The 21,036-nt window shown below is 45.6% G+C and carries 18 protein-coding genes, 4 tRNA genes and 1 pseudogene; 16 read left to right on the top strand and 7 right to left on the bottom strand.

Going from position 1 to position 21,036, the window contains the following annotated elements; genetic code table 11:
• The 6 genes and pseudogenes from ABUE30_RS15720 to ABUE30_RS15695 all read left to right on the top strand — a co-directional run.
• Positions 1–707 (top strand): annotated as a pseudogene (locus ABUE30_RS15720) (chromosome segregation protein SMC); the annotation flags it as partial.
• A 15-nt stretch (positions 708–722) separates the two neighbouring features.
• Complete coding sequence (gene zipA, locus ABUE30_RS15715) at positions 723–1,601, top strand: cell division protein ZipA (RefSeq protein WP_408624774.1); 879 nt, start codon at positions 723–725, stop codon at positions 1,599–1,601.
• Positions 1,602–1,665: 64 nt separating this feature from the next.
• Positions 1,666–3,675 (top strand): NAD-dependent DNA ligase LigA, encoded by a 2,010-nt coding sequence (gene ligA / locus ABUE30_RS15710; RefSeq protein ID WP_408624773.1) that lies wholly within the window; start codon positions 1,666–1,668, stop codon positions 3,673–3,675.
• Between the two features lie 268 nt (positions 3,676–3,943).
• A complete protein-coding gene (locus ABUE30_RS15705; RefSeq protein WP_408624772.1) occupies positions 3,944–4,465 on the top strand; it encodes a DUF2878 domain-containing protein in 522 nt (173 codons plus the stop codon).
• An 11-nt stretch (positions 4,466–4,476) separates the two neighbouring features.
• Positions 4,477–4,989, top strand: coding sequence for a chalcone isomerase family protein (locus ABUE30_RS15700; RefSeq protein ID WP_408624771.1), 513 nt, complete (start codon positions 4,477–4,479; stop codon positions 4,987–4,989).
• Positions 4,990–4,992: 3 nt separating this feature from the next.
• On the top strand, positions 4,993–5,511 hold the full coding sequence (locus ABUE30_RS15695) for a DUF3833 domain-containing protein (RefSeq protein WP_408624770.1): 519 nt from the start codon (positions 4,993–4,995) through the stop codon (positions 5,509–5,511).
• A gap of 6 nt (positions 5,512–5,517) precedes the next feature.
• Here the strand turns inward: ABUE30_RS15695 and ABUE30_RS15690 are convergent.
• The 4 genes from ABUE30_RS15690 to ABUE30_RS15675 form a co-directional block, all read right to left on the bottom strand.
• A tRNA-Val gene (locus tag ABUE30_RS15690) sits at positions 5,518–5,593 on the bottom strand.
• 5 nt (positions 5,594–5,598) lie between these two features.
• Positions 5,599–5,674 (bottom strand) — tRNA-Val (locus ABUE30_RS15685).
• A 5-nt stretch (positions 5,675–5,679) separates the two neighbouring features.
• Positions 5,680–5,755 (bottom strand) — tRNA-Val (locus tag ABUE30_RS15680).
• A 4-nt stretch (positions 5,756–5,759) separates the two neighbouring features.
• Positions 5,760–5,835 (bottom strand) — tRNA-Val (locus ABUE30_RS15675).
• Positions 5,836–6,082: 247 nt separating this feature from the next.
• Between ABUE30_RS15675 and gltX the strand changes: the two genes are divergently transcribed.
• On the top strand, positions 6,083–7,561 hold the full coding sequence (gene gltX / locus ABUE30_RS15670) for a glutamate--tRNA ligase (protein WP_408624769.1): 1,479 nt from the start codon (positions 6,083–6,085) through the stop codon (positions 7,559–7,561).
• 69 nt (positions 7,562–7,630) lie between these two features.
• Here gltX and ABUE30_RS15665 read toward each other — a convergent pair whose 3' ends face one another.
• On the bottom strand, positions 7,631–8,191 hold the full coding sequence (locus ABUE30_RS15665) for a VC2662 family protein (protein WP_408624785.1): 561 nt from the start codon (positions 8,189–8,191) through the stop codon (positions 7,631–7,633).
• 167 nt (positions 8,192–8,358) lie between these two features.
• Between ABUE30_RS15665 and ABUE30_RS15660 the strand changes: the two genes are divergently transcribed.
• The 9 genes from ABUE30_RS15660 to ABUE30_RS15620 all read left to right on the top strand — a co-directional run bounded on the left by ABUE30_RS15660 (position 8,359) and on the right by ABUE30_RS15620 (position 17,528).
• A complete protein-coding gene (locus tag ABUE30_RS15660; RefSeq protein WP_408624768.1) occupies positions 8,359–9,477 on the top strand; it encodes a bifunctional tRNA (adenosine(37)-C2)-methyltransferase TrmG/ribosomal RNA large subunit methyltransferase RlmN in 1,119 nt (372 codons plus the stop codon).
• A gap of 28 nt (positions 9,478–9,505) precedes the next feature.
• On the top strand, positions 9,506–10,285 hold the full coding sequence (gene pilW, locus ABUE30_RS15655) for a type IV pilus biogenesis/stability protein PilW (protein WP_408624767.1): 780 nt from the start codon (positions 9,506–9,508) through the stop codon (positions 10,283–10,285).
• Positions 10,275–11,321 carry a cytoskeleton protein RodZ gene (gene rodZ / locus ABUE30_RS15650; RefSeq protein WP_408624766.1) on the top strand — a complete coding sequence of 349 codons (1,047 nt, stop codon included), beginning with the start codon at positions 10,275–10,277 and terminating at the stop codon, positions 11,319–11,321. The genes pilW and rodZ overlap by 11 nt, the downstream gene beginning before the upstream one ends.
• 12 nt (positions 11,322–11,333) lie before the next feature.
• On the top strand, positions 11,334–12,434 hold the full coding sequence (ispG, locus tag ABUE30_RS15645) for a flavodoxin-dependent (E)-4-hydroxy-3-methylbut-2-enyl-diphosphate synthase (RefSeq protein WP_408624765.1): 1,101 nt from the start codon (positions 11,334–11,336) through the stop codon (positions 12,432–12,434).
• A 138-nt stretch (positions 12,435–12,572) separates the two neighbouring features.
• Positions 12,573–13,850 (top strand): histidine--tRNA ligase, encoded by a 1,278-nt coding sequence (hisS, locus tag ABUE30_RS15640; protein WP_408624764.1) that lies wholly within the window; start codon positions 12,573–12,575, stop codon positions 13,848–13,850.
• Between the two features lie 79 nt (positions 13,851–13,929).
• The gene (locus ABUE30_RS15635; protein ID WP_408624763.1) at positions 13,930–14,550 is read left to right on the top strand and encodes a YfgM family protein; all 621 of its coding nucleotides are present in this window, start codon (positions 13,930–13,932) and stop codon (positions 14,548–14,550) included.
• A 5-nt stretch (positions 14,551–14,555) separates the two neighbouring features.
• Positions 14,556–15,734 carry an outer membrane protein assembly factor BamB gene (bamB, locus tag ABUE30_RS15630; RefSeq protein WP_408624762.1) on the top strand — a complete coding sequence of 393 codons (1,179 nt, stop codon included), beginning with the start codon at positions 14,556–14,558 and terminating at the stop codon, positions 15,732–15,734.
• 80 nt (positions 15,735–15,814) lie between these two features.
• On the top strand, positions 15,815–17,293 hold the full coding sequence (gene der, locus ABUE30_RS15625; protein WP_408624784.1) for a ribosome biogenesis GTPase Der: 1,479 nt from the start codon (positions 15,815–15,817) through the stop codon (positions 17,291–17,293).
• Positions 17,280–17,528: a zinc ribbon domain-containing protein gene (locus ABUE30_RS15620; protein ID WP_408624761.1), complete on the top strand. Its 249-nt coding sequence runs from the start codon at positions 17,280–17,282 to the stop codon at positions 17,526–17,528. The genes der and ABUE30_RS15620 overlap by 14 nt, the downstream gene beginning before the upstream one ends.
• A gap of 31 nt (positions 17,529–17,559) precedes the next feature.
• Here ABUE30_RS15620 and ABUE30_RS18555 read toward each other — a convergent pair whose 3' ends face one another.
• On the bottom strand, positions 17,560–19,359 hold the full coding sequence (locus tag ABUE30_RS18555; RefSeq protein WP_456298929.1) for an alpha/beta fold hydrolase: 1,800 nt from the start codon (positions 19,357–19,359) through the stop codon (positions 17,560–17,562).
• A gap of 229 nt (positions 19,360–19,588) precedes the next feature.
• Positions 19,589–20,962, bottom strand: coding sequence for an exodeoxyribonuclease VII large subunit (xseA, locus tag ABUE30_RS15600; protein ID WP_408624760.1), 1,374 nt, complete (start codon positions 20,960–20,962; stop codon positions 19,589–19,591).
• Between the last annotated feature and the right edge of the window lie 74 nt (positions 20,963–21,036).

Below are 21,036 nucleotides of genomic sequence, written 5' to 3'. Positions count from 1 at the left end.
CCGGAGTGACATTAAGCCCACAAGCACTGGATGAGATTGACATGACGATCGATTATGCCGCTGAATTAGATGCGTTAGCGCGTCAAATCAAACGCATTGGTGCGGTGAACTTAGCCGCAGAGCAGGAATATGAGCAGCAGCAGCAGCGTTTAACTGAATTATCGGCGCAGATCACAGATTTGCGACAAGCACTTGAAGTGTTAGACAATGCAATTGCTAAGATTGATCGTCAGACAAAATCAAAATTTCGTGAAACTTTTGATAAAGTAAATAGTGATTTGCAACATTTATTTCCCCAAGTGTTTGGGGGCGGGACGGCTTGGCTGGAGCTAACAGATGATGATCTCTTGTCGACTGGCGTCACCATTATGGCGCGTCCCCCAGGGAAAAAGAATTCCACTATTAGTTTATTATCCGGTGGCGAGAAAGCCCTGACCGCTTTATCCTTAGTATTTGCAATTTTTCGGCTTAATCCCGCACCGTTTTGTATGTTGGATGAAGTTGATGCACCATTAGATGAAGTAAATGTGGGGCGTTTTGCAGATTTGATTGCAAGAATGTCGCAAACCGTGCAGTTTATCTTCATTAGTCACAATCGGGTGACAATGGAAAAAGCGGACCAATTAGCCGGGGTTACCATGCAAGAACCCGGTGTATCGAGATTAGTCGCGGTCGATATCGCCCAAGCGGTCGCACTGGCAGAATAGAGCAGAGTAGAGAATATGCAGGAATTGCGCATTGTTTTAATTATTATTGGTATTATCGCTATTGCTGGGTTACTGGCACATGGGTTTTTGAGTAATCGGCGCAATCGACCTGAACGGTTAGTTGAAGAAAGACCCAAGCGTAAACGCAAAAAGGCTCAAACACACAGCGCTGCGCCTTCAAAGGTGGTAGACGATGTCAGTGATGTTTCATCCGAGGCGTCAGCCTTTGATGATTTAGGGGTGGGAGAAGTGCATGTGGTGGGTGAGGAACCGCGCCTTGAACCGCAATTTAGCTTTGATGAGACCTCTGATGAGCTTGCTGATGATGTTGATGAGCCGCTCGATGATGCCGTGATGAGCGACAATGCGTCGAAAGTTGAGGCAGCAGCTGTGCATGAACCAAAAGCTGACGCGCATCAACCCAAAGCTGAACCCAGTGCACCAGCTGCACAGCCGGATGATGTTTATGTGTTAAATGTCGTGGCTGCAACGGGCGAGCAATTTGAGGGTAGCCGTCTATTGGCTTGCTTAACCAGCTTAGGCCTCAAATTTGGTGAAATGAATATTTATCATCGCCACTTGCAAGCCAACGGTCACGGGGCGATTATTTTTAGCGTAGCTAACATGGTCAAACCAGGTACATTCGACCCAGAACATATGGAACATTTTAGCACCCAAGGTGTGTCGTTATTTATGACCGTACCGTGTGCCGGAGAGCCTTCGCGCAATTTCAATGTCATGTATAATGCCGCTGAGCGGATCGTTTTGGATATGGATGGCATTTTATTGGATGGTCATCGCAATCCGTTTACCGCGCAAACTTTGCAGCATTATCAGCAGCGGATCCGCGAGTATGAGCGCCAGCAGTTATTGCAGCCTAACTCACATGAATAAATGCAGATGAATTGATTGTTTGAAGCCTCTGTTATGGAGGCTTTTTCATTTAGGAAGTAAAGCCATGTCAGCGATTGAACAGAAGATTGAGCAGCTTAGAGTCAAGCTAAATGATTATGCCTACCACTACTATGTATTAGATGACACTTCTGTTCCCGACAGTGTTTATGATGAGTTATATCAACAGTTGCAAGCTCTTGAACAAGCCAATCCTGAGTTAATTCGCAGCGACTCTCCGACACAACGGATCGGTGGTAAGCCGCTGAGCGAATTCAACCAGGTTCGCCATGAAATGCCGATGTTATCGCTCGATAATGTCTTTGATGACGAATCGCTATTAGCCTTTACCAAACGTACAGGTGAGCGTTTGGGTCATTTTGATATTGAGTTTTGCGCCGAACCTAAACTTGATGGTTTGGCGGTGAGTATTTTGTATCAGCATGGGCAACTGGTTCGTGCGGCAACGCGTGGTGATGGGCAAACGGGTGAAGATATAACTGAAAACGTCAAGACGATTCGAAATGTGCCATTAAAGCTGCGCGGGGATTATCCCTCACAAATTGAAGTGCGCGGTGAAGTGGTTATGCCCCGTAGCGGATTTAATCAGCTCAATGAACAGCGTTTGGCTAATCAGCAAAAACCATTTGCTAACCCGAGAAATGCAGCCGCTGGGAGTCTTCGTCAACTGGATTCGAAAATCACTGCGCAGCGGCCGTTAACCTTTTATGCTTATGCGATTGGCGTGTGTGAGGGAGCGTTGTCTGCAACGCATTATGAGCGGTTGCAACAACTGCGCGAGTGGGGGATTACTGTAAGCTGCGAAGTTAAATCGGTAAATGGTGAGCAAGGCTGTTTAGACTATTATCAGCAGATAGGTCAGCGCCGAGATGCACTTGCTTATGATATTGATGGTGTCGTCTATAAAGTTAATGCCATCGCGGATCAAGATCGCTTAGGATTTGTGGCAAGAGCACCGCGCTGGGCCATTGCCCATAAGTTTCCAGCCCAAGAACAACTAACTATATTACGTGACGTCGAGTTTCAGGTCGGGCGAACGGGCGCTATTACGCCTGTAGCAAGGCTAGAAGCTGTGGCCGTGGGCGGGGTGAACGTCAGCAATGCTACGCTGCATAATGCCGATGAGATTGAAAGGCTTGGAGTGATGATAGGAGACACCGTCTCGGTGCGCCGAGCTGGCGATGTGATCCCGCAAATTACGGGGGTAATGCAAGAGCTACGTCCTGAGAATGCGAAAGTCATTATTTTTCCATCTCATTGCCCAGTGTGTGGGAGTGAGATCGAGCGAATTGAAGGTGAAGCTGTGGCTCGCTGCGCCGGTGGTTTAAGCTGCCCGGCGCAGCGCAAAGAAGCTCTGCGTCATTACGTTTCACGTAAAGCAATGGATATTGATGGGTTAGGAACCAAGTTAGTCGAGCAACTAGTGGATGCTGATTTTATTCACACCCCAGCAGACCTCTATCGACTTCGAGAGCACGCCCCAGAGCTATTAAATCTCGAGCGGATGGGCGAGCGTTCTTTGGAAAAGCTGCTCGATGCCATTGATAAGTCGCGCCAAACGACTTTCAATCGCTTTTTATATGCACTGGGCATTCGTGAAGTCGGCGAAGCAACGGCTTTAAATTTGGCTCAGTACTTTGGCAAGCTTGATGTGCTGATGCAAGCAACCGTCGAGCAGTTGCAAGAAGTTTCGGATGTCGGGGAAATTGTTGCGAAACATGTCTATTACTTTTTCCGCCAAGCCGATAACCTCAGCGTGGTTAAGAGCTTGTGCCAGGCTCTTAGTTGGCCAAGTGTTGAAATTGATTCTGAGCAGACGCGACCATTGGAAGGGCAAACCTTTGTACTGACGGGAACGCTGCAGCAACTCGCACGTAGTGATGCCAAAGCAATGCTGCAAGACTTTGGCGCGAAAGTTGCCGGAAGTGTCTCGAAAAAAACGTCGGTAGTGGTGGCTGGTGAAGCGGCTGGTTCTAAATTAGTCAAGGCCGAAGAACTGGGCATCACCATTTGGGATGAAACGCAGTTACTGATGTGGTTGAAAGCCCATCAATGAGTGAACAGTTGGCGTGATTGAGCAAAATTCACTGCTTGATAACGGGCGCCCTACGACTGTGTTAGAGCAATTTGTCTAATCTAGATTTTTTCGTGTTGCTGGCAATTAACTGAGTCATGACTCGGCTATGATTCAGTGAGTACCTCATTGGAATGTTTAAAGGGCACTTTGGTTCGCCCCGACATTTTTTGTCGAATAATTAGGCTTAGCAAACAGAGCAAAGCCTTTTATGCAGCTTCTACTCATATTATATGCCTGCAGGTAAATCATGAGTCAACGTAGCTACCTTTTCATCAATGTGATGGGCTACCAGCTAAGCTGGTGGCTCTTGGTTTGCCTGAATAATAATATCTATGCGCTGCTATGCGCGGCTTTATCGGTCGTTACCTATCTAGCCTGTGAACGAGCCCGCTTCGCCAGCGGACTCATACTTATTGGGACGGTACTGATAGGCTCTGGCGTTGACAGTTTGCTTGCTGTTAGCGGTGTTTACGGCCCAGTTTGGCAGGCCCAAGGGATCCCTATATGGTTAGTTGCGCTATGGTTTAGTTTTGCTACGTTACTTAATATTTCGCTTAAATGGTTACAGGAGCGACTCGTGTTAGCGGCCTTTCTAGGGAGTATTGGGGGTGCATCTAGCTATTGGGCTGGATCGCAATTAGGTGCAATTGATACGCTGAATGCAGGCGATATTGGCGTGCTTATGATTGTATGGCTAATTTTAACCCCTTTATTACTATACTTTTGTAAGTTGATGACTTGTGTGTGGCCATTATCGCGAGATGAATAAGGGGTCGAAATATGATACTGAATGCTCTATTGTTCGCGGCGAGTTTAGCCGCAGCTGAACCTAAGAGTAATGCTTGCCCTGTTCCAGCCGACCAGATTTTGTTGGGGCAATTTACCTTGACCAAATGGTGGTTTGATATCTATCGCGCGCAATTATATCAAGCTAAAGGCGTACAAGCAGCTAAACAAGCCAAACCTGGCACGCAGTTGCAGATCACCTATCTGCGTACTATTACACATCAAGAGTTAGTCAAGCAAACGCGAAAAGAATGGCAAAAAATAAAAATGGTACAAGCTCTGCCAACCCAACAATGGTTAGATAAACTCAACACGATATGGCCAAATGTGCACAAGGGGGATTGTATAGCCTTTAGCGTCACCCCAAATGGCACAAGTCGTTTCTATCTTGGCGCTCAACCCATAGGAACAATTGATGACAAACGCTTTGCTAAAGCGTTTTTGTCGATTTGGCTGAGCCCTGACAATGGCTACCCAAAACAGCGTCAAAAATTACTTGGAGGATAGAGGATGCGACAGTTATTTTTAGTGGTGATATTGGCACTATTAACTAGCTGTAGTACGGAGCTAACCAGCTACCAAGGCACCCAGCCAGCCTTTGCATTTCGGCAATTTTTTAATGGGCATATAAAAGCGTGGGGGATGGTGACGGATTATTCAAATAAACTCACTCGCCGGTTTACCACCGATATTCAAGCCAGTTGGCAAGGGAATATCTTAACGCTAGATGAAAACTTTCACTATAACGATGGTAGCAAGCAGTCGCGGGTGTGGAGAATCACGCTTGATGGAAACAATATAACAGGGCAAGCTGGGGACGTGGACGGCAGGGCGCAAGGTGCAATTGCTGGCTCAGTGGTGAATTGGCATTACGTATTGAATGTGCCTATTAATAATAAAAATTGGAAGTTCAAAGTAGATGACTGGCTGTATCGAATCGACGATCAAGTCGTAATTAATACCAGTACGCTATATAAATTTGGTTTGCCAGTAGGGCATGTGACATTGATGATGCAAAAGAGGAAATAAAAGACATGGTGGTCGTTGCTGGGTTCGAACCAGCGACCCTCGCCTTGTAAGGGCGATGCTCTCCCAACTGAGCTAAACGACCAAATATGGTGGTTGCTACTGGGTTCGAACCAGTGACCCTCGCCTTGTAAGGGCGATGCTCTCCCAACTGAGCTAAGCAACCATTTGTGGTGGTCGTTGCTGGGTTCGAACCAGCGACCCTCGCCTTGTAAGGGCGATGCTCTCCCAACTGAGCTAAACGACCACGATGGTGGTTGCTACTGGGTTCGAACCAGTGACCCTCGCCTTGTAAGGGCGATGCTCTCCCAACTGAGCTAAGCAACCAACTTGTGGAGGCGTATTATAGGGAGACTCGTAGCTCTGTCAACGCAAAATTTTAAAAAAACGCTTGTTTGCTGGTTTTATCAACAAAAAAACCAGTGTTTCTGGGCACCTAACGCCTAAAACGACGAATATTGCAAGCTCCCATACCCATTTAAATTTTCCAGAGTACGAAGATAAACAGCCCATTGCCATTATGATAAGATAATGGTCATTGTGATTGTCGTCATTTAACGTTAAGAGAGATTTCATGACTGTTCGAACTCGGGTGGCTCCATCACCAACTGGTGATCCGCATGTGGGCACGGCTTATATTGCGTTGTTTAACTATGCATTTGCTAAATCGCAAGGCGGAGAGTTTGTCTTGCGAATTGAGGATACTGACCGAACTCGCAGTAGTCGAGAGTCTGAGCAGGCTATTTTAGATAGTCTGAATTGGCTAGGCTTATCTTGGGATGAAGGCCCAGATATTGGCGGTGATAAAGGTCCGTACCGACAAAGTGATCGGATTGAGATTTATCAGCAGTATGCGCAGCAACTGATTGATGAAGGCAAAGCCTTTTATTGCTTTGCAAGTGCCGATGAGCTTGCTCAGATGCGCGCTGAACAAAACGCGCAGGGTATCCAACCTCATTACGATGGACGGGGTTTGCGTTTGAGCAAGGATGAGATCCAAGCACATTTAGATGCGGGAGACCCGTATGTCATTCGCATGAAAATTCCAGAATCGGGCAGTTTTAAATTCAATGATTACTTGCGCGGTGAGGTTGAGATCCCGTGGGAACAAGTGGACATGCAGGTGTTACTCAAAGCCGATGGTTATCCAACCTACTTTTTAGCCAACGTGGTTGATGACCATCTGATGGGGATCACACATGTTTTTCGCGGTGAAGAGTGGCTCAATTCAGCACCTAAACTTATGAAACTCTATGAGGATTTTGGCTGGCAAGCACCAGAACTTGGACATATGCCGCTGCTGCGTAACCCCGATAAATCTAAACTGAGTAAACGCAAGAATCCAACGAGTATCTTGTACTATCAAAAAATGGGCTTTTTGCCAGAAGCTGTTCTGAACTACTTAGGCCGTATGGGGTGGTCAATGCCTGACGGTCGTGAGAAGTTCTCATTGAGCCAGATGATCGAGCAATTTGATATCAAACGCGTCTCATTAGGTGGGCCAGTCTTTGATGTTGATAAGCTTAAATGGCTCAATGGATTGTGGATCCGCGAAGAGTTAAGCGATGAACAATTGGCTGATCGGCTGGTTGCTTGGGCTTATAATCGTGACACACTGATGAGCATTTTGCCGCAGGCTAAGACGCGCTTAGAGGTGTTCAGTGATTTGGCTCCATTAGCTGGGCATTTTGTCAGTGGCATCCCTGAGTATGATGCTGCGCTGTTAAGCCACAAACTTACAGAAGAACAATTGCGGGATAGTTTACAGTTCTTCATCTGGGAGCTAGAAGCATTGCGCCATTGGAGCAAAGATGAAATCTTTGCCGTTGCTAAATCGTTAGCGACTCATTTTGAGCTCAAAGTAAAAGATTTTCTTGAACCTATCTTTGTGGCTATCACTGGCAAAACCAGTTCGACCTCGGTTGTGGATGCGATGGAAATTTTAGGTCCTGATCTCTCTCGTGCGCGCTTGCGAGCTGCACTAGCAACTGTAGGTGTCAGTAAAAAAGCCGCGAAAAAATTAGAAAAAGAGTACAAAGCTTATTGCGCTTAGGTAAGTTGAGCTGATGAGAGAAACAGCCTATCAAGGGCTTTTTCTCTCATTTTAATGGCGTTTGAGTGCCTAAAAGTTTTTATTAAAGTTTACAATCGGTAGGATAGGGACAATCCCATTAGCTGCATAATTAATTAGTCCAATCTGTAATCCTTGTAGATTTTGTGTCGCATTGACAAAACCCAGTTGAAACGTTGTGCTTGGCGCGTAGTTTACTAAGCCGATATCAACCAATGATTGGTCGCTATTGATGTTCACGGCTCCTAGATTTACCCCTTGAACGTTGTGCGTAAAATTAACCAGCCCAATATTGACCCCAGTATCGTCGCCCTCATGCCAGTTTACTAAGTTAATCCCTATCCCTTGAAATTTTCCGTGTATGTGGCCTATTCCAATAAAAGGTGAGAACTGAACGCCTTTAAAGTTGTCTATGTCGGAGAGCGCAAATATTGGCAGATCTAATCCACTCACATTTTTTGTTTTACCGTATAAAAATGAAAATCTTACCCCATGTACATGGTTTGAGTCGGGGAAGTTGTGCAAAGGAACTGACAGCTGTGCTCCAGTGGCATGAGCCATGCTAGAGAGGAATATACTAGCCATGGCTATAACAATTGCTGATTTTCGCAGCATCGAGTCTCCTTAAATGGTCTTTAGTTTGTTAAAATAAGTTAGCAGGTTTATTCAATGGTGAGTACTGGGGATAATCGATATGCCGTCGGTGGTATTCGGTACTGGCTCATAGGCGTTAGGATTTGTACAATCTGGCGCTTTTTTAATTAAGGATCGCATCGTTCATGAGTGAGCAAAAAATTAATCTACTGGATCTGAACCGCCAAGGAATGCGCGATTTTTTCGCCGACATGGGGGAAAAACCCTTTCGGGCTGATCAGGTGATGAAATGGATTTACCACTTTGGCGTCAGCGATTTTGAGCAGATGACCAATGTCAATAAAGTGCTGCGCGGTAAATTGATAGAAAAAGCTGAGATCCGCGCCCCTGAGATTTCAAAAGAACAGCGCTCTGCTGATGGCACAATCAAATGGGCAATGCTCGTTCATGGGCAAGAGATAGAAACCGTCTATATTCCAGAGCGCGATCGTGCAACATTGTGTGTTTCATCGCAAGTGGGCTGTGCATTAGCATGTAAATTCTGTTCAACCGCGCAGCAAGGTTTTAATCGCAATTTAAAAGTGTCTGATATTATCGGCCAAGTTTGGCGCGCAGCGCAGGTGATTGGTTTTAGTAAACAAACAGGTCAACGGCCAATCACCAATGTCGTGATGATGGGAATGGGCGAACCGTTATTAAATTTGAATAATGTGGTTCCCGCAATGGAGTTGATGATGGATGATCTTGCTTTTGGTTTGAGTAAGCGCCGTGTCACCATTAGCACATCTGGTGTGGTTCCAGCGTTAGATATGCTCGGTGATCGTATCGATGTGGCGCTGGCTATCTCATTGCATGCGCCTAATGATAAGCTGCGTAGTGAAATCATGCCGATCAATGACAAATATAATATCAGTGAGTTTTTAGCGGCCGTGAAACGTTATATGGCTAAATCCAATGCGAATCATGGTAAGGTGACCGTTGAGTATGTCATGCTTGAGCGGGTTAATGATGAAATGGAACATGCTTATGAACTGGCTGAATTGCTTAAAGATACGCCGTGTAAGATTAATTTAATTCCATTTAATCCATACCCTGATTCACCCTATGGAAAACCATCTAACAGTCGCATCGATCGTTTTAGTAAGGTGTTGATGGCAAAAGGGTTAACTGTCGTGGTTCGCAAGACTCGTGGTGATGATATTGACGCTGCCTGTGGTCAGCTTGCCGGTGACGTGGTTGATCGCACGAAACGAACCTTGAAAAAGAGGATGCAAGGTCGATCTATTTCCGTCACAATTCAGTAAATCTGTGTTGAATCATTAGGATATAAGTATGTTAAAACGGTGGGCATGGATATTTTTATTGCCTTGGCTGGTCAGCGGATGTGTGACGCAAAAATTGGTCGATGGGGTGCCAGTTGATCAGAATCAACAGCAACCCAAAAATAAAAAGCAGGCCGCGCGCAGCCGTTTAGCATTAGCGATTAATTATTTGCATTCTGGCGATAGCGAACTGGCCAAGAGAAATATTGATTTGGCCGCCAAAGATGCACCGAATTTAATCGATGTTGATTTGACATGGGGGTATTTTTACTCGGCGATAGCGCAAACGGACAAGGCTATTGCTGCTTATCAGCGTGCGCTACGCAAAGATCCAAATAATGGTGACGCACTCAATAACTTAGGCGTTATTCGTTGTCACCAAGGCCATTATCAACAAGCTGAAAAAATGTTCCAACAGGCCATCAATGCCCCTCAATATACGGCTATTGATAGCACGAATGAGAATGCTGGCTTGTGCGCCTATCATGCGGGCGAGTATGATAAAGCGAAATCGTATTTTCTTGCTGCTTTAGCTTATAATGCTCGTCGTCCGGAATCTTTACTGGGACTGACCAACGTTTTAATTAAACAGCATCAATATGCGGATGCTCGTTCTTATTTAACGCGTTATGGCAATATTGCACCGACTTCTGCGGCGAGCTTGCTGGCTTGGATTCGGATAACACGCGGCGAGGGTAACATAATGCAACAGGTGTTGTGGGGCAGACAATTGATTACACAATATCCCGATTCACCCCAAACGAAAAAATACTTAGCCAATGACTACTGAATCTAAACATATCCCAGATAGCGATGAAAGGGCGCACATTGAGACCTCTCAACCAAGTGCTGGGCAACGATTAAAAGAGGCAAGAGAAGCCGCTGGCTTATCGGCACAAGATGTGGCAACCCGATTGAATTTACGTTGTCAGGTTATTGTTGATATCGAAGACGATAATGCTCAGCAAACTTTATCAACAACTTTTTTTAAGGGGTATATTCGCAGCTATGCCAAACTGTTAAATATTCCAGAGTCATCAGTGCTGGACACAACCTATCATCATCAAGACGCCGTGAAACCGGTTAAAATGGATAAGTTTTCCAAACCAGTTCTTGAAGAACGGCGGCGTGATGGCAAATTGAAATGGCTCACATTGTTGATCATAGTGATTGTGTTGGCTTCTTTAGGCGGGTGGTGGTGGCAAAATCATTCTCTAAAAGATTTTTTACCCAGCTCATTTAGTCAATCTGGTGAGTTGAATATCAGTCATCTGTTACCAACAGGTGATAGTTCCAAAGTAGAGGCGCCAGTGGCGCAATCTGCAGCTCAAATTGCTAAAAGTAAACAAGATGCTTTGCCAACAGCGGCCATGCCAAGTCCGCCCGCTGATGCAGCCACAGAGGCTGCTAAGGTGGCAACGCAGTTAGACACCCCGCAAGCAAGCGATACATCTCAAGGCGCAAATAAAGTCAGCTCAGCACCTGTCGCTCAAACTGCAGCTGTCGATTCAACCCAAGTGGCGCAGCCTGCGCCACTAAGCCATACCATTACACAACCGACCACCAGTCCTGTAAGCGTGCCTTCGGGTCAGCTTCAACTGAGCTTTAGTAAAGCATGTTGGATTGAAGTTAGCGATGCGGCTGGCAATCGGCTTGCTGTTGGGGTAAAGCAGCCGGGTCAAGTGTTAGAACTCAATGGTCAAGCTCCTTATAGCGTGGTGTTAGGCGTGCCCGATGGGGTATCGATTAAGTATGGTGGCAAACCCGTGCTTTTTAATAGTAGTAATGTCAATGGTAAAACAGCACACATTACAGTTCCAAATTAATTAGAGGTTGATATGAGTGGTTTCGTGCCGATTGAGCGGCGTCTTTCTAAACAGATCCATGTTGGCTCCGTTGCAGTAGGTGGGGATGCGCCAATTTCGGTGCAATCAATGACAAATACGCGCACCACTGATGTGGCTGCAACTGTTGCCCAAATTGAGCAAATTCAAAATGCTGGCGCTGATATTGTCCGGGTTTCGGTACCCACGATGGATGCTGCTGAGGCATTTCGGCAGATCAAACAACAGGTCTCTATCCCACTCGTCGCTGATATCCATTTTGATTATCGGATCGCATTAGCTGTCGCTGAATATGGCGCTGATTGTTTACGAATAAATCCCGGTAATATTGGCCATGAAGGGCGTATCCGCAGTGTGGTTGATTCAGCGCGTGATCATAACATTCCCATCCGAATTGGTGTCAATGGTGGTTCATTAGAGCGTGATCTGCAAGAAAAATATGGCGAACCAACGCCACAAGCTTTGGTTGAATCTGCGCTGCGCCACGTCGATATTCTCGACCGACTTAATTTCAGTGAATTTAAAGTGAGCGTCAAAGCCTCGGATGTGTTTTTAGCGGTTGGTGCGTATCGATTACTGGCGAAACAGATTGAGCAGCCTTTGCACTTGGGCATTACTGAAGCGGGTAGTAAACGTGCTGGCGCGGTTAAATCAGCGGTTGGTTTAGGAATGCTACTTGCTGAGGGAATTGGCGATACATTACGAGTCTCATTAGCGGCTGATCCCGTCGAAGAAGTTAAAGTTGGCTATGATATTCTTAAATCGCTTCGGATCCGCAGCCGCGGCATCAATTTTATTGCCTGCCCTAGTTGTTCTCGCCAAGAGTTTGATGTGATTGGTACAGTCAATGCGCTTGAGCAACGCTTGGAAGATATTGCAACGCCAATGGATGTTTCTATTATCGGTTGTGTCGTGAATGGCCCTGGTGAAGCGCTGATATCAGATATGGGAATTACCGGTAGCGCTAATAAAAGTGGTTTTTATGTGGCGGGCGTGAGGCAAAAAGAGCGCTTTGATAATGATAATTTGGTAGATGCATTAGAAGCTAAAATTCGCGCGCGAGTGGCGATGATTGACGTCAAAAATGTCGATTAATGCCATTTTAATTTTCCCAAAACAGTGAAATAGGGTGCCAATTCAGCGAACATTTTTACAGGTTAATTTACCCTGTATGGCAAAGTCCTTATAATCAACTGATTGATCACATTTACTTTTAACAAAATCGAGAATAACGTGGCAAAACAGATTCAAGCGATCCGCGGCATGAACGACTGCCTGCCCGAAGATACTGCCAAATGGCAGCAGGTTGAACGCGCTTTACGGCAAGTCGTTGCTGCCTATGGATATAGTGAAATTCGCACCCCTATCGTTGAAAACACGGATCTATTCAAACGCTCTATTGGTGAAGTGACCGATATCGTTGAAAAAGAGATGTATACCTTTGATGATCGTAATAGTGAAAGCTTAACGTTACGTCCTGAAGGCACTGCTTCATGCGTGCGTGCGGGCAATCAGCATGGTTTGTTATACAACCAAGAACAACGACTCTGGTATATGGGGCCAATGTTCCGTTATGAGCGTCCGCAAAAAGGTCGTTATCGTCAATTTCATCAATTTGGCTGTGAAGTCTTTGGCCTAAATGGGCCGGATATTGATGCTGAGCTGATTATGCTGACTGCTCGGTTATGGAATGTCTTTGGTATCCGCGATAAGGTGAAATTACAACTCAATTCATTAGGCTCGAATGAAGCGCGCGCCAATTATCGGGCAAAATTAGTTGAATATCTGCAGCTGCATCAGGATAAGCTAGATGAGGATTCTAAACGGCGGATGCTTTCAAATCCGCTGCGAGTACTCGATAGCAAAGACCCCGCTGTGCAGCAAATACTCCAAGATGCACCAACATTATTGGAATATTTGGACGATGAAAGCCGTGAGCATTTAGATGGTTTGTGTTTGCTACTTGATGGCGCAGGTATTGAGTATGAAATTAATCATCGCTTAGTGCGGGGTCTTGATTACTATAATCGAACCGTATTTGAGTGGGTGACCACCAGTTTGGGCGCTCAAGGCACCGTGTGTGCGGGAGGCCGTTATGATGGTTTGGTTGAACAGTTGGGTGGCCGAGCAACGCCTGCGGTTGGATTTGCTATGGGTATTGAACGGTTAATCCTATTGCTAGATACGTTAGGCCAATTACATCACAGTGACAGTCAAGCCGATTTGTATATCTTAGGTTCAGGTGAATACACTGATGTAGTGGCCAATGCGCTGGCAGAGAAAATTCGTGATGGTTTGCCAAAATTGCGAGTGATGAACCATCGTGGTGGTGGTAATTTCAAAAAACAATTTAAGCGAGCCGACAAATCAGGCGCGCAGATTGCGCTGATTGTTGGTGAAGATGAAATCACTAATGATCAGGTCACGCTGAAGTATCTTCGCACGGGTGCTGAACAGGTCACGATTAGTCAGGATCAATTGTTAGAGCATTTAAGCGAATATTTCGTGTAATCGATATAGGATCACCTAATCGAAACTTGTTAAGATGCATGCGATTGGGCTTGCGAGATAAACTTATTGAGGAGGATGCGTGGAAATCTACGCCACTGAAGAACAACAAGAACAGGCTGTTTTAGGTTTCTTGCAGCGTTACTGGATAGCAATTGTAGCACTCATTGTTATCGTGCTAGTCGGGGGGGCTGGGTGGTTTTGGTACCAGCACCAGATTGACTCTCAAACGCAAACAGCATCGCAGAGTTATCAAGATACACTGCTTAAAGCAGCGCAAGCTGACAAAGTGAACCCTGATGTATTTAAGGCGTATGCAAAAAAATATCAAGGCGCTGGTAGCTATCCACAAATGGCGCAATTGATGTTAGCAAATCGGCTGGTTCAAGATAAACATTATGTACAAGCTGCCACGGCATTAAGTTCAGTGGTAACCGTGGCTGATGAGCCGATTAAATCACTGGCAGCACTGCGCTTGGCAAGAGTACAAAGCCAATTGAAAAATTACGATGCGGCTATGAAAACCCTTGATGGAATTAATTTACCATCATTTAAAGGCATTGTTGAATCGCTCAAGGGTGACGTATGGGTTGCTAAAGGTAATGTTGGTCAGGCACGAAATGCCTATCAACAGGCACTTGCTGATGGGGAAGGAAGTGATCCAGCCTTGCAGCAAAAAATTGACAATTTAGCTGGAGAGTAAGTTATATGCGCAGAGCTTATCAGTTACTGCTTGCGAGCGTGATGTTGTTGATTTTAGCAGCGTGTAGCAGTGATAAACCCGTGCACACTCCAGCGGCAACGCCGGAGTTCACTAACCAGTTTAGCCCAGTTAAAGCATGGTCAGTTAGTGTCGGTGATGGCGTCGGAAGTTATTATTCACAGCTTTGCCCGACAGTTGCTAATGGTCTAGTATTTGCCGCTGCTCGCCAAGGCCAACTGAGTGCTTTTAATCTCAAAGGTCAACGTGTTTGGCAGGCAGACGTTAGTGACTTACCGAATGCAAAACAGTATATAGCTGAGGGTAGTGCTCGGTTATCCGGCGGGCTATTAGCGGCTTATGGCATGGTGTATGTTGGTAGTGAAAATGCAGACTTGTTTGCTTTTGATGCAAAAACAGGCAAGCTCAAGTGGCATCAGGATATGCCCGGAGAGGTGATTGCGGCTCCAGCTACGGGCGATGATCTACTAGCGGTTATAACCAACAATGGTCATCTAGTCACATTGGATCCACAAACGGGCAAAATCCAATGGAGTATTACTATTGATCAACCGTCATTGACCCTTCGCGGTAAGGCAGTCCCAGTCATCAGTAATGGTGTGGTGATACTAGGGCGTAGTAATGGCTCAGTTTCATTTTACTCGGAAAACAACGGTCAGCAGTTATTTAACGCTCAGTTGGCACAATCCGAAGGAATGACACAACTTGATAGATTAGTTGATGTCGATAGCCAGCCAGTTCTTGTTGGTAATGACCTGTATGCCATTTCTTATAACGGTTCATTGATGGCTGTAAATTTGCAAAATGGTCAAACGAGTTGGAAACGCAGTTATTCAGCTTATCGCGACATGGCGCTTTCGGGGGGCGAGTTGTTTTTAACCGATGATAGCGGTCATTTGATTGATTTAGACCATTTCACTGGCAGTGAAAATTGGCAGCAAAGTACATTGTCGTATCGCGGCGTGACAGCCCCAGCCGTTGCAGGAAATTATGTGTTAGTTGGGGATCAAGAAGGGTACCTGTATTGGATAAGCCGTGATAGCGGGCATTTCGTCGCAAAAATTAAAGTTGATAGTAGTGGTTTATATGTGGCGCCAGTGGTCACAGACAACCTGATCATTGTACAAACTCGTTCAGGGCGATTAATCGCTTTTAAACGCGCGTAATTTTTATCGATCTATTACAATAAAGCTCATAGCCTCAATGGCTGTGAGCTTTTGTTTATTTTTAGGAAACAAAATTCATGGTGCTTCCTGTAGTAGCCCTAGTCGGGCGCCCTAATGTGGGCAAATCAACATTATTCAATCGCTTAACCCACACGCGTGATGCGCTGGTAGCCGATTATCCTGGACTGACGCGTGATCGTAAATATGGTCAAGCGCAGCTAAGCGGGCATAACTATATTGTAATTGATACGGGTGGCATCGACGGCAAAGAACAGGGGATTGATCTTGAAATGGCGCGCCAATCGCTAGCCGCTATTGATGAAGCCGATGTCGTGCTGTTTCTCGTCGATGGTCGAACTGGAGTGAGTTCTGGCGATGATATGTTAGCCGAACATTTACGTCGTCAAGATAAGCCTGTTTTTTTAGTGGCCAATAAAACCGATGGTGTTGATGCGCTGGTTGCAGCCAGTGATTTTTATAGTTTAGGTTTGGGGGATGTCTACCCCATTGCTGCCGCGCACGGCCGAGGTGTTAACCAATTACTGAGCCAAGCACTGAGCCCATTTTTACAAGATTGGTCTGATGATAATGAGCACACTGATAGCGATATTGATGAGCCAGTTATTGATGAAGAAGCGCTTGCGGAGAAACAAGCTCAAGAGCTGGAAGATTTACCGATTAAGCTGGCCATCATCGGCCGTCCGAATGTAGGCAAATCGACGTTGATTAACCGTATTTTGGGTGAAGATCGCGTTGTCGTTTATGATATGCCTGGAACCACGCGTGATAGCGTATATATTCCGATGCAACGTAATGAACGTGACTATGTGCTGATTGATACTGCTGGGGTTCGCCGCCGGGGTAAAATTGCTGATAAGGTTGAGAAGTTTTCGGTGATCCAAACTCTCAAAGCCATTGAGGATGCGAATGTTTGCTTGCTCGTGATCGATGCACGAATGGGGATCTCGGATCAAGACTTGAGTTTACTTGGCTTTATTCTCAATGCTGGGCGTGCTTTGGTCTTAGCTGTCAACAAATGGGATGGATTAACCCAAGATGTCAAAGATGAAATTAAGCGCGAGTTAGACCGGCGTTTAGGCTTTATTGATTTTGCCAATGTGCATTTTATTTCAGCATTGCACGGTACCGGTGTTGGGCATTTGTATGAATCTGTTGAAGCGGCCTATAGCAGTGCGACTAAACGCATTTCAACTGCATTAGTCACTCGTATATTGGAGATGGCGCGAGAGGATCATCAGCCGCCAATGGTGAAAGGGCGACGAGTTAAATTGCGTTACGCACATGCGGGTGGCTACAATCCGCCGCGAATTATTATTCATGGTAATCAAGTCAGTGCTCTGCCGGACTCTTATAAACGCTATTTGATGAACTATTATCGTAAAGCGCTTGAGATGACTGGAACGCCAATTCGAATAGAATTTCGTGAAGGTGAAAACCCATTTGCAAATAAAACGAATAAGTTAACATTGAGCCAGCAACGAGCTCGCAAACGTTTAGATAAGCAGCGGGCGGGTAAAGGTACACATGACAAGAAATAACGCCACTTCAAGCTATGATTGCCCGCATTGTGGGCAATCTTTAAGTCAGACGGCACACGGCCAACAGTGGCATTGTGCTCATTGTGAGCAAGACTATCTCGAACGAGTGCTTTGTCCAACCTGCCAATCGCCTTTAGAAGTCTTAAAAGCATGTGGGGCGGTTGACTATTTCTGTCCACAATGTAATAGCTTGCAGTCCAAACGACAGGTTATTTATCAATTGCAGTCGATTTGATACAACGCTGTCGATAGACCGCGTTCAGGTGTTAGTTGGTCAGTTTTTGCTTGAGCGCGGCTAGGATAGCCGGCCAATGCTGATAAATAAATAAATGGTTGGCATTTTTGACCAGGTTAAATTCGCTATGTGGCAATTGGTTGTGCACTCTAAGTGCATTTTTGAGTGGGATATAGCTACTATTTTCACCATGCCATAGTGTCACAGGCGTTTGAATACTGGTGTAATTGAACGTTGATGGCTGACTGTATTGGGCGAGTTCTTCAGCAAAAGCTCGGATCCCTTGACGGCTGACTTCAGCACAGGTTAATTCAAGTAAGCGATAATATTTTGATTGCTGTAGCAACAGGCGATCATCAGCGTGTACCTCTGTAGCTAATAAGTCAATGTAATAGATAGGGTTTTCTTTTAAACTTCGCTCTAAAATGACCAAAAATAATCGATACAACTGCGGAAAATGTTTTGCAAGCTGAGTTTGCATCATAAATAGTGGCGTGGCTTTTTGGTAGTCTTTGGGTTCGGTAATCGGGGAGCCTGATCCGATTAATACCATATGTTGCACGCGATCGGGTGCAAGACTAGCTAAAGTGCAAGCATAATGACACCCCGCTGCATATCCAATCAGAGAAAATGTATTGATATGTAATTTCTCCATTAACTCGAGCGCATCAAGACTCCATAATTGATAGCTGATATAGGGGTTGGGGTCCGAATAACCGTATCCGGGTCGATCGGGAATAATAAGCCTTAGCCCATTTTTTTTTGCCCAATCAATGTTGAGATCAAAACACTCCATACGCGAGCCTAAGATGCTGTGGCAGAACAGTACGGGTACCCCAGAGGAATGTCCGCGTTCACGATAACAAAGATTTCGTCCATCTCTGAGCGTGATGTTGTGATCCGATGGGTTTGCATCGTGTTGTATTAAATCGGCAAGCTGATGGCTTTGGAATAGCATACTGGCTGGGCCAGTTAGAATCCGATTGACCAACTCGCTTTGCTTGTTCACATTCATCTTTTGATAAATGGACTTCAGTTGTGTGCGCACGGTGTTATAGCTGACATGGAGCATCTCAGCGATTTGTGGCGGTGAGATCCCTTTGACAATGTGGTCGACAACCCGCAGCTCTTTTGGTGTGAGTTGGTAGATATCAGCGATCGCCGAGAGCTCTAGCTTGTTTTTATAATTACTACTGGATAGGAAAACTGCGACTTGGGCTCTTTTATCAAAAATAGACTCCGTTTTGGGATTTAACGGCGTGAACACTGCCATTGCGGATAACGATTCCTCTTTTTGTTCAAGCTGCAGACCTCGACTTTGAGCTTCAAAAGCGCGTGAGACGGATAATTCCTCAATGATCGTTATCATCTGGCGTTGTTTCTGACTATCTTGTAAATGCAGTTTGTTATCAACCTGATAAATATGAGGGGATTCATCCAACATTCTCTCTGCAAGTTGGTTCATTAATATGATGGTGCCATCAGATGTGACTAGAAATAGAGCGACAGGAATGCGATTGAGGATCGAGTGCATTAATTGCTGTTGTTCCTCATTTTCGTAGATTCGTTTGGTAATTCGAATCGCTTGCGATAAGTGGCGCAATACTGGTTTTAAGGCTACGTCATCATCTTCAAATGAATCACATGGCACATGCCCGCGCATCGCTTCAAATAATGAGTGTTCTTTATGCGAGTGAGAGACATTATTTTGACGCTGTGTGAGTAAATAGAGTTGCTTAAGTAGTTCAGGCCAACATTGGGGTTCAACGGTTGCTTGATAGATCAGCTCAATGAGCTTCCCATTACTATATTTATCAAAATCTATAGCCATATTGTCCTGAGTAATCATCCCATCAGCGTCCTTCAGATCGATAAATCATCCTTGATAGTGATTAGTTTATGTATTTAACAATAAAGCGTCTAGGGATAAAAAAATAAAGTCACTATTAATGATAAAGTAGTAGATGGATTATCTATAGCTAATAGCTAAAATCTCCATGCTAAAAAATGACAGCATGTCTTGCTAGCAGGCTGTCAGTCATCGATCAGTCGTCAAACAGCTATTGATGGGGTGGATTATGCGCTGATGTAGGTTCTATCGCAGTGACAATGGCCTTCGCTTGGCCATCTTGCATAGTGATGACCACCGATTGGTCAAGCCGAAGGTGGTGAATGTGAGTAAGCCACTGGCCTGTATCAGAGCGCACCGCACTGTAACCTCGAGATAGAGTCGCGAGGGGACTTAAGGCATTGAGCTGTGCTACGGTTTGCGTAAAAATCTGCTGCTTGTCGTGCCAAAGGGTGAGGCTTGCGCGGTTCAGGCGAATGTTAAGTGCCTGTAAGCGCTCAGTCGCTAAGGCGATGCGCTGCGCTGGGGTGATGCGAGTTAACCGAGCCTGCATTGACTGTTGTTCTTTATGCCGCTGCTGATACAACCGCGTCAGGGCATCGTGCAGTCGCTGCTGCAATTCATCCAGTTGTTGCTGGCGCATTCGTAATTGACGTAATGGTGATTGGTTGAGCAAGCGCTGATGTAAGTGCTGTTGACGCAGCTGGTAGGGTGATAGCCATTGATTGGCTAATTGTTCTAAGCGCTCGCTTAACTGGCTTTGAATACGTTGTAACTGGTGAACCCCATAGGCAACGCGTTCAGCTGCGGCCGAAGGTGTTGGTGCTCGCCAATCGCTGGCAAAATCGGTGAGTGTAAAATCAATTTCATGGCCGACTGCTGAGATAATGGGCAATTGACTCTCGGCGACTAAGCGGGCTAGCGCTTCATCGTTAAATGCAAAAAGATCTTCAAGAGAACCGCCGCCGCGTCCGATGATTAATAGATCAACTTCATCGCGCTGATTGGCTAATTGCAGCGCCTGTCTTAATGCAGCGGGCGCTTCTTTCCCTTGGACTGAACTTGGATAGAGAATCACAGTAATACTTGGCGCTAAGCGCTTGAGGACGGCGGTAATATCATGAAAGGCGGCGCCGCTGGCTGAGGTAATCACTCCCACTTGGCGTACCACTTCGGGTAAGGGGCGCTTGCGCTGTTCACTGAAAAGTCCTTCGGCGGCCAGTTTACAACGCAGTTGTTCATAGGCTAATTGCATGGCGCCCAACCCATCCGGCTGCATCGATTGCACGATTAACTGATATTCGCCTCGCGGCTCATAAACGCTAATTCGAGCGCGAATCAACACTTGTTGGCCATCTTCAACGTCAAATAATATTTTGCGATTTTGTCCTTTGAACATGGCGCAGCGCACTTGGGCTTGGCTATCCTTAAGACTAAAATACCAATGGCCTGAATAAGGGCGTACTAGATTAGATATTTCACCTTGGAGCCATATTTCACCAATATGCAGTTCTAAATGCTGGCGAACTTTTTCGTTCAACTGACTGACCGATAAAATATTGCGCGAAGGTGTCGAACTGTCCATGCAAGTACTCTGAGTGACTTAAAAATTTAATAGACCAAAATAGCATTTTTTATTTTACCTTGGCTAGTGAAAAG

The organism is Celerinatantimonas yamalensis (assembly GCF_046054155.1).
Taxonomy (GTDB): Bacteria; Pseudomonadota; Gammaproteobacteria; order Enterobacterales; family Celerinatantimonadaceae; genus Celerinatantimonas; species Celerinatantimonas yamalensis.
This window is presented reverse-complemented; position numbering and strand designations above follow the sequence as displayed.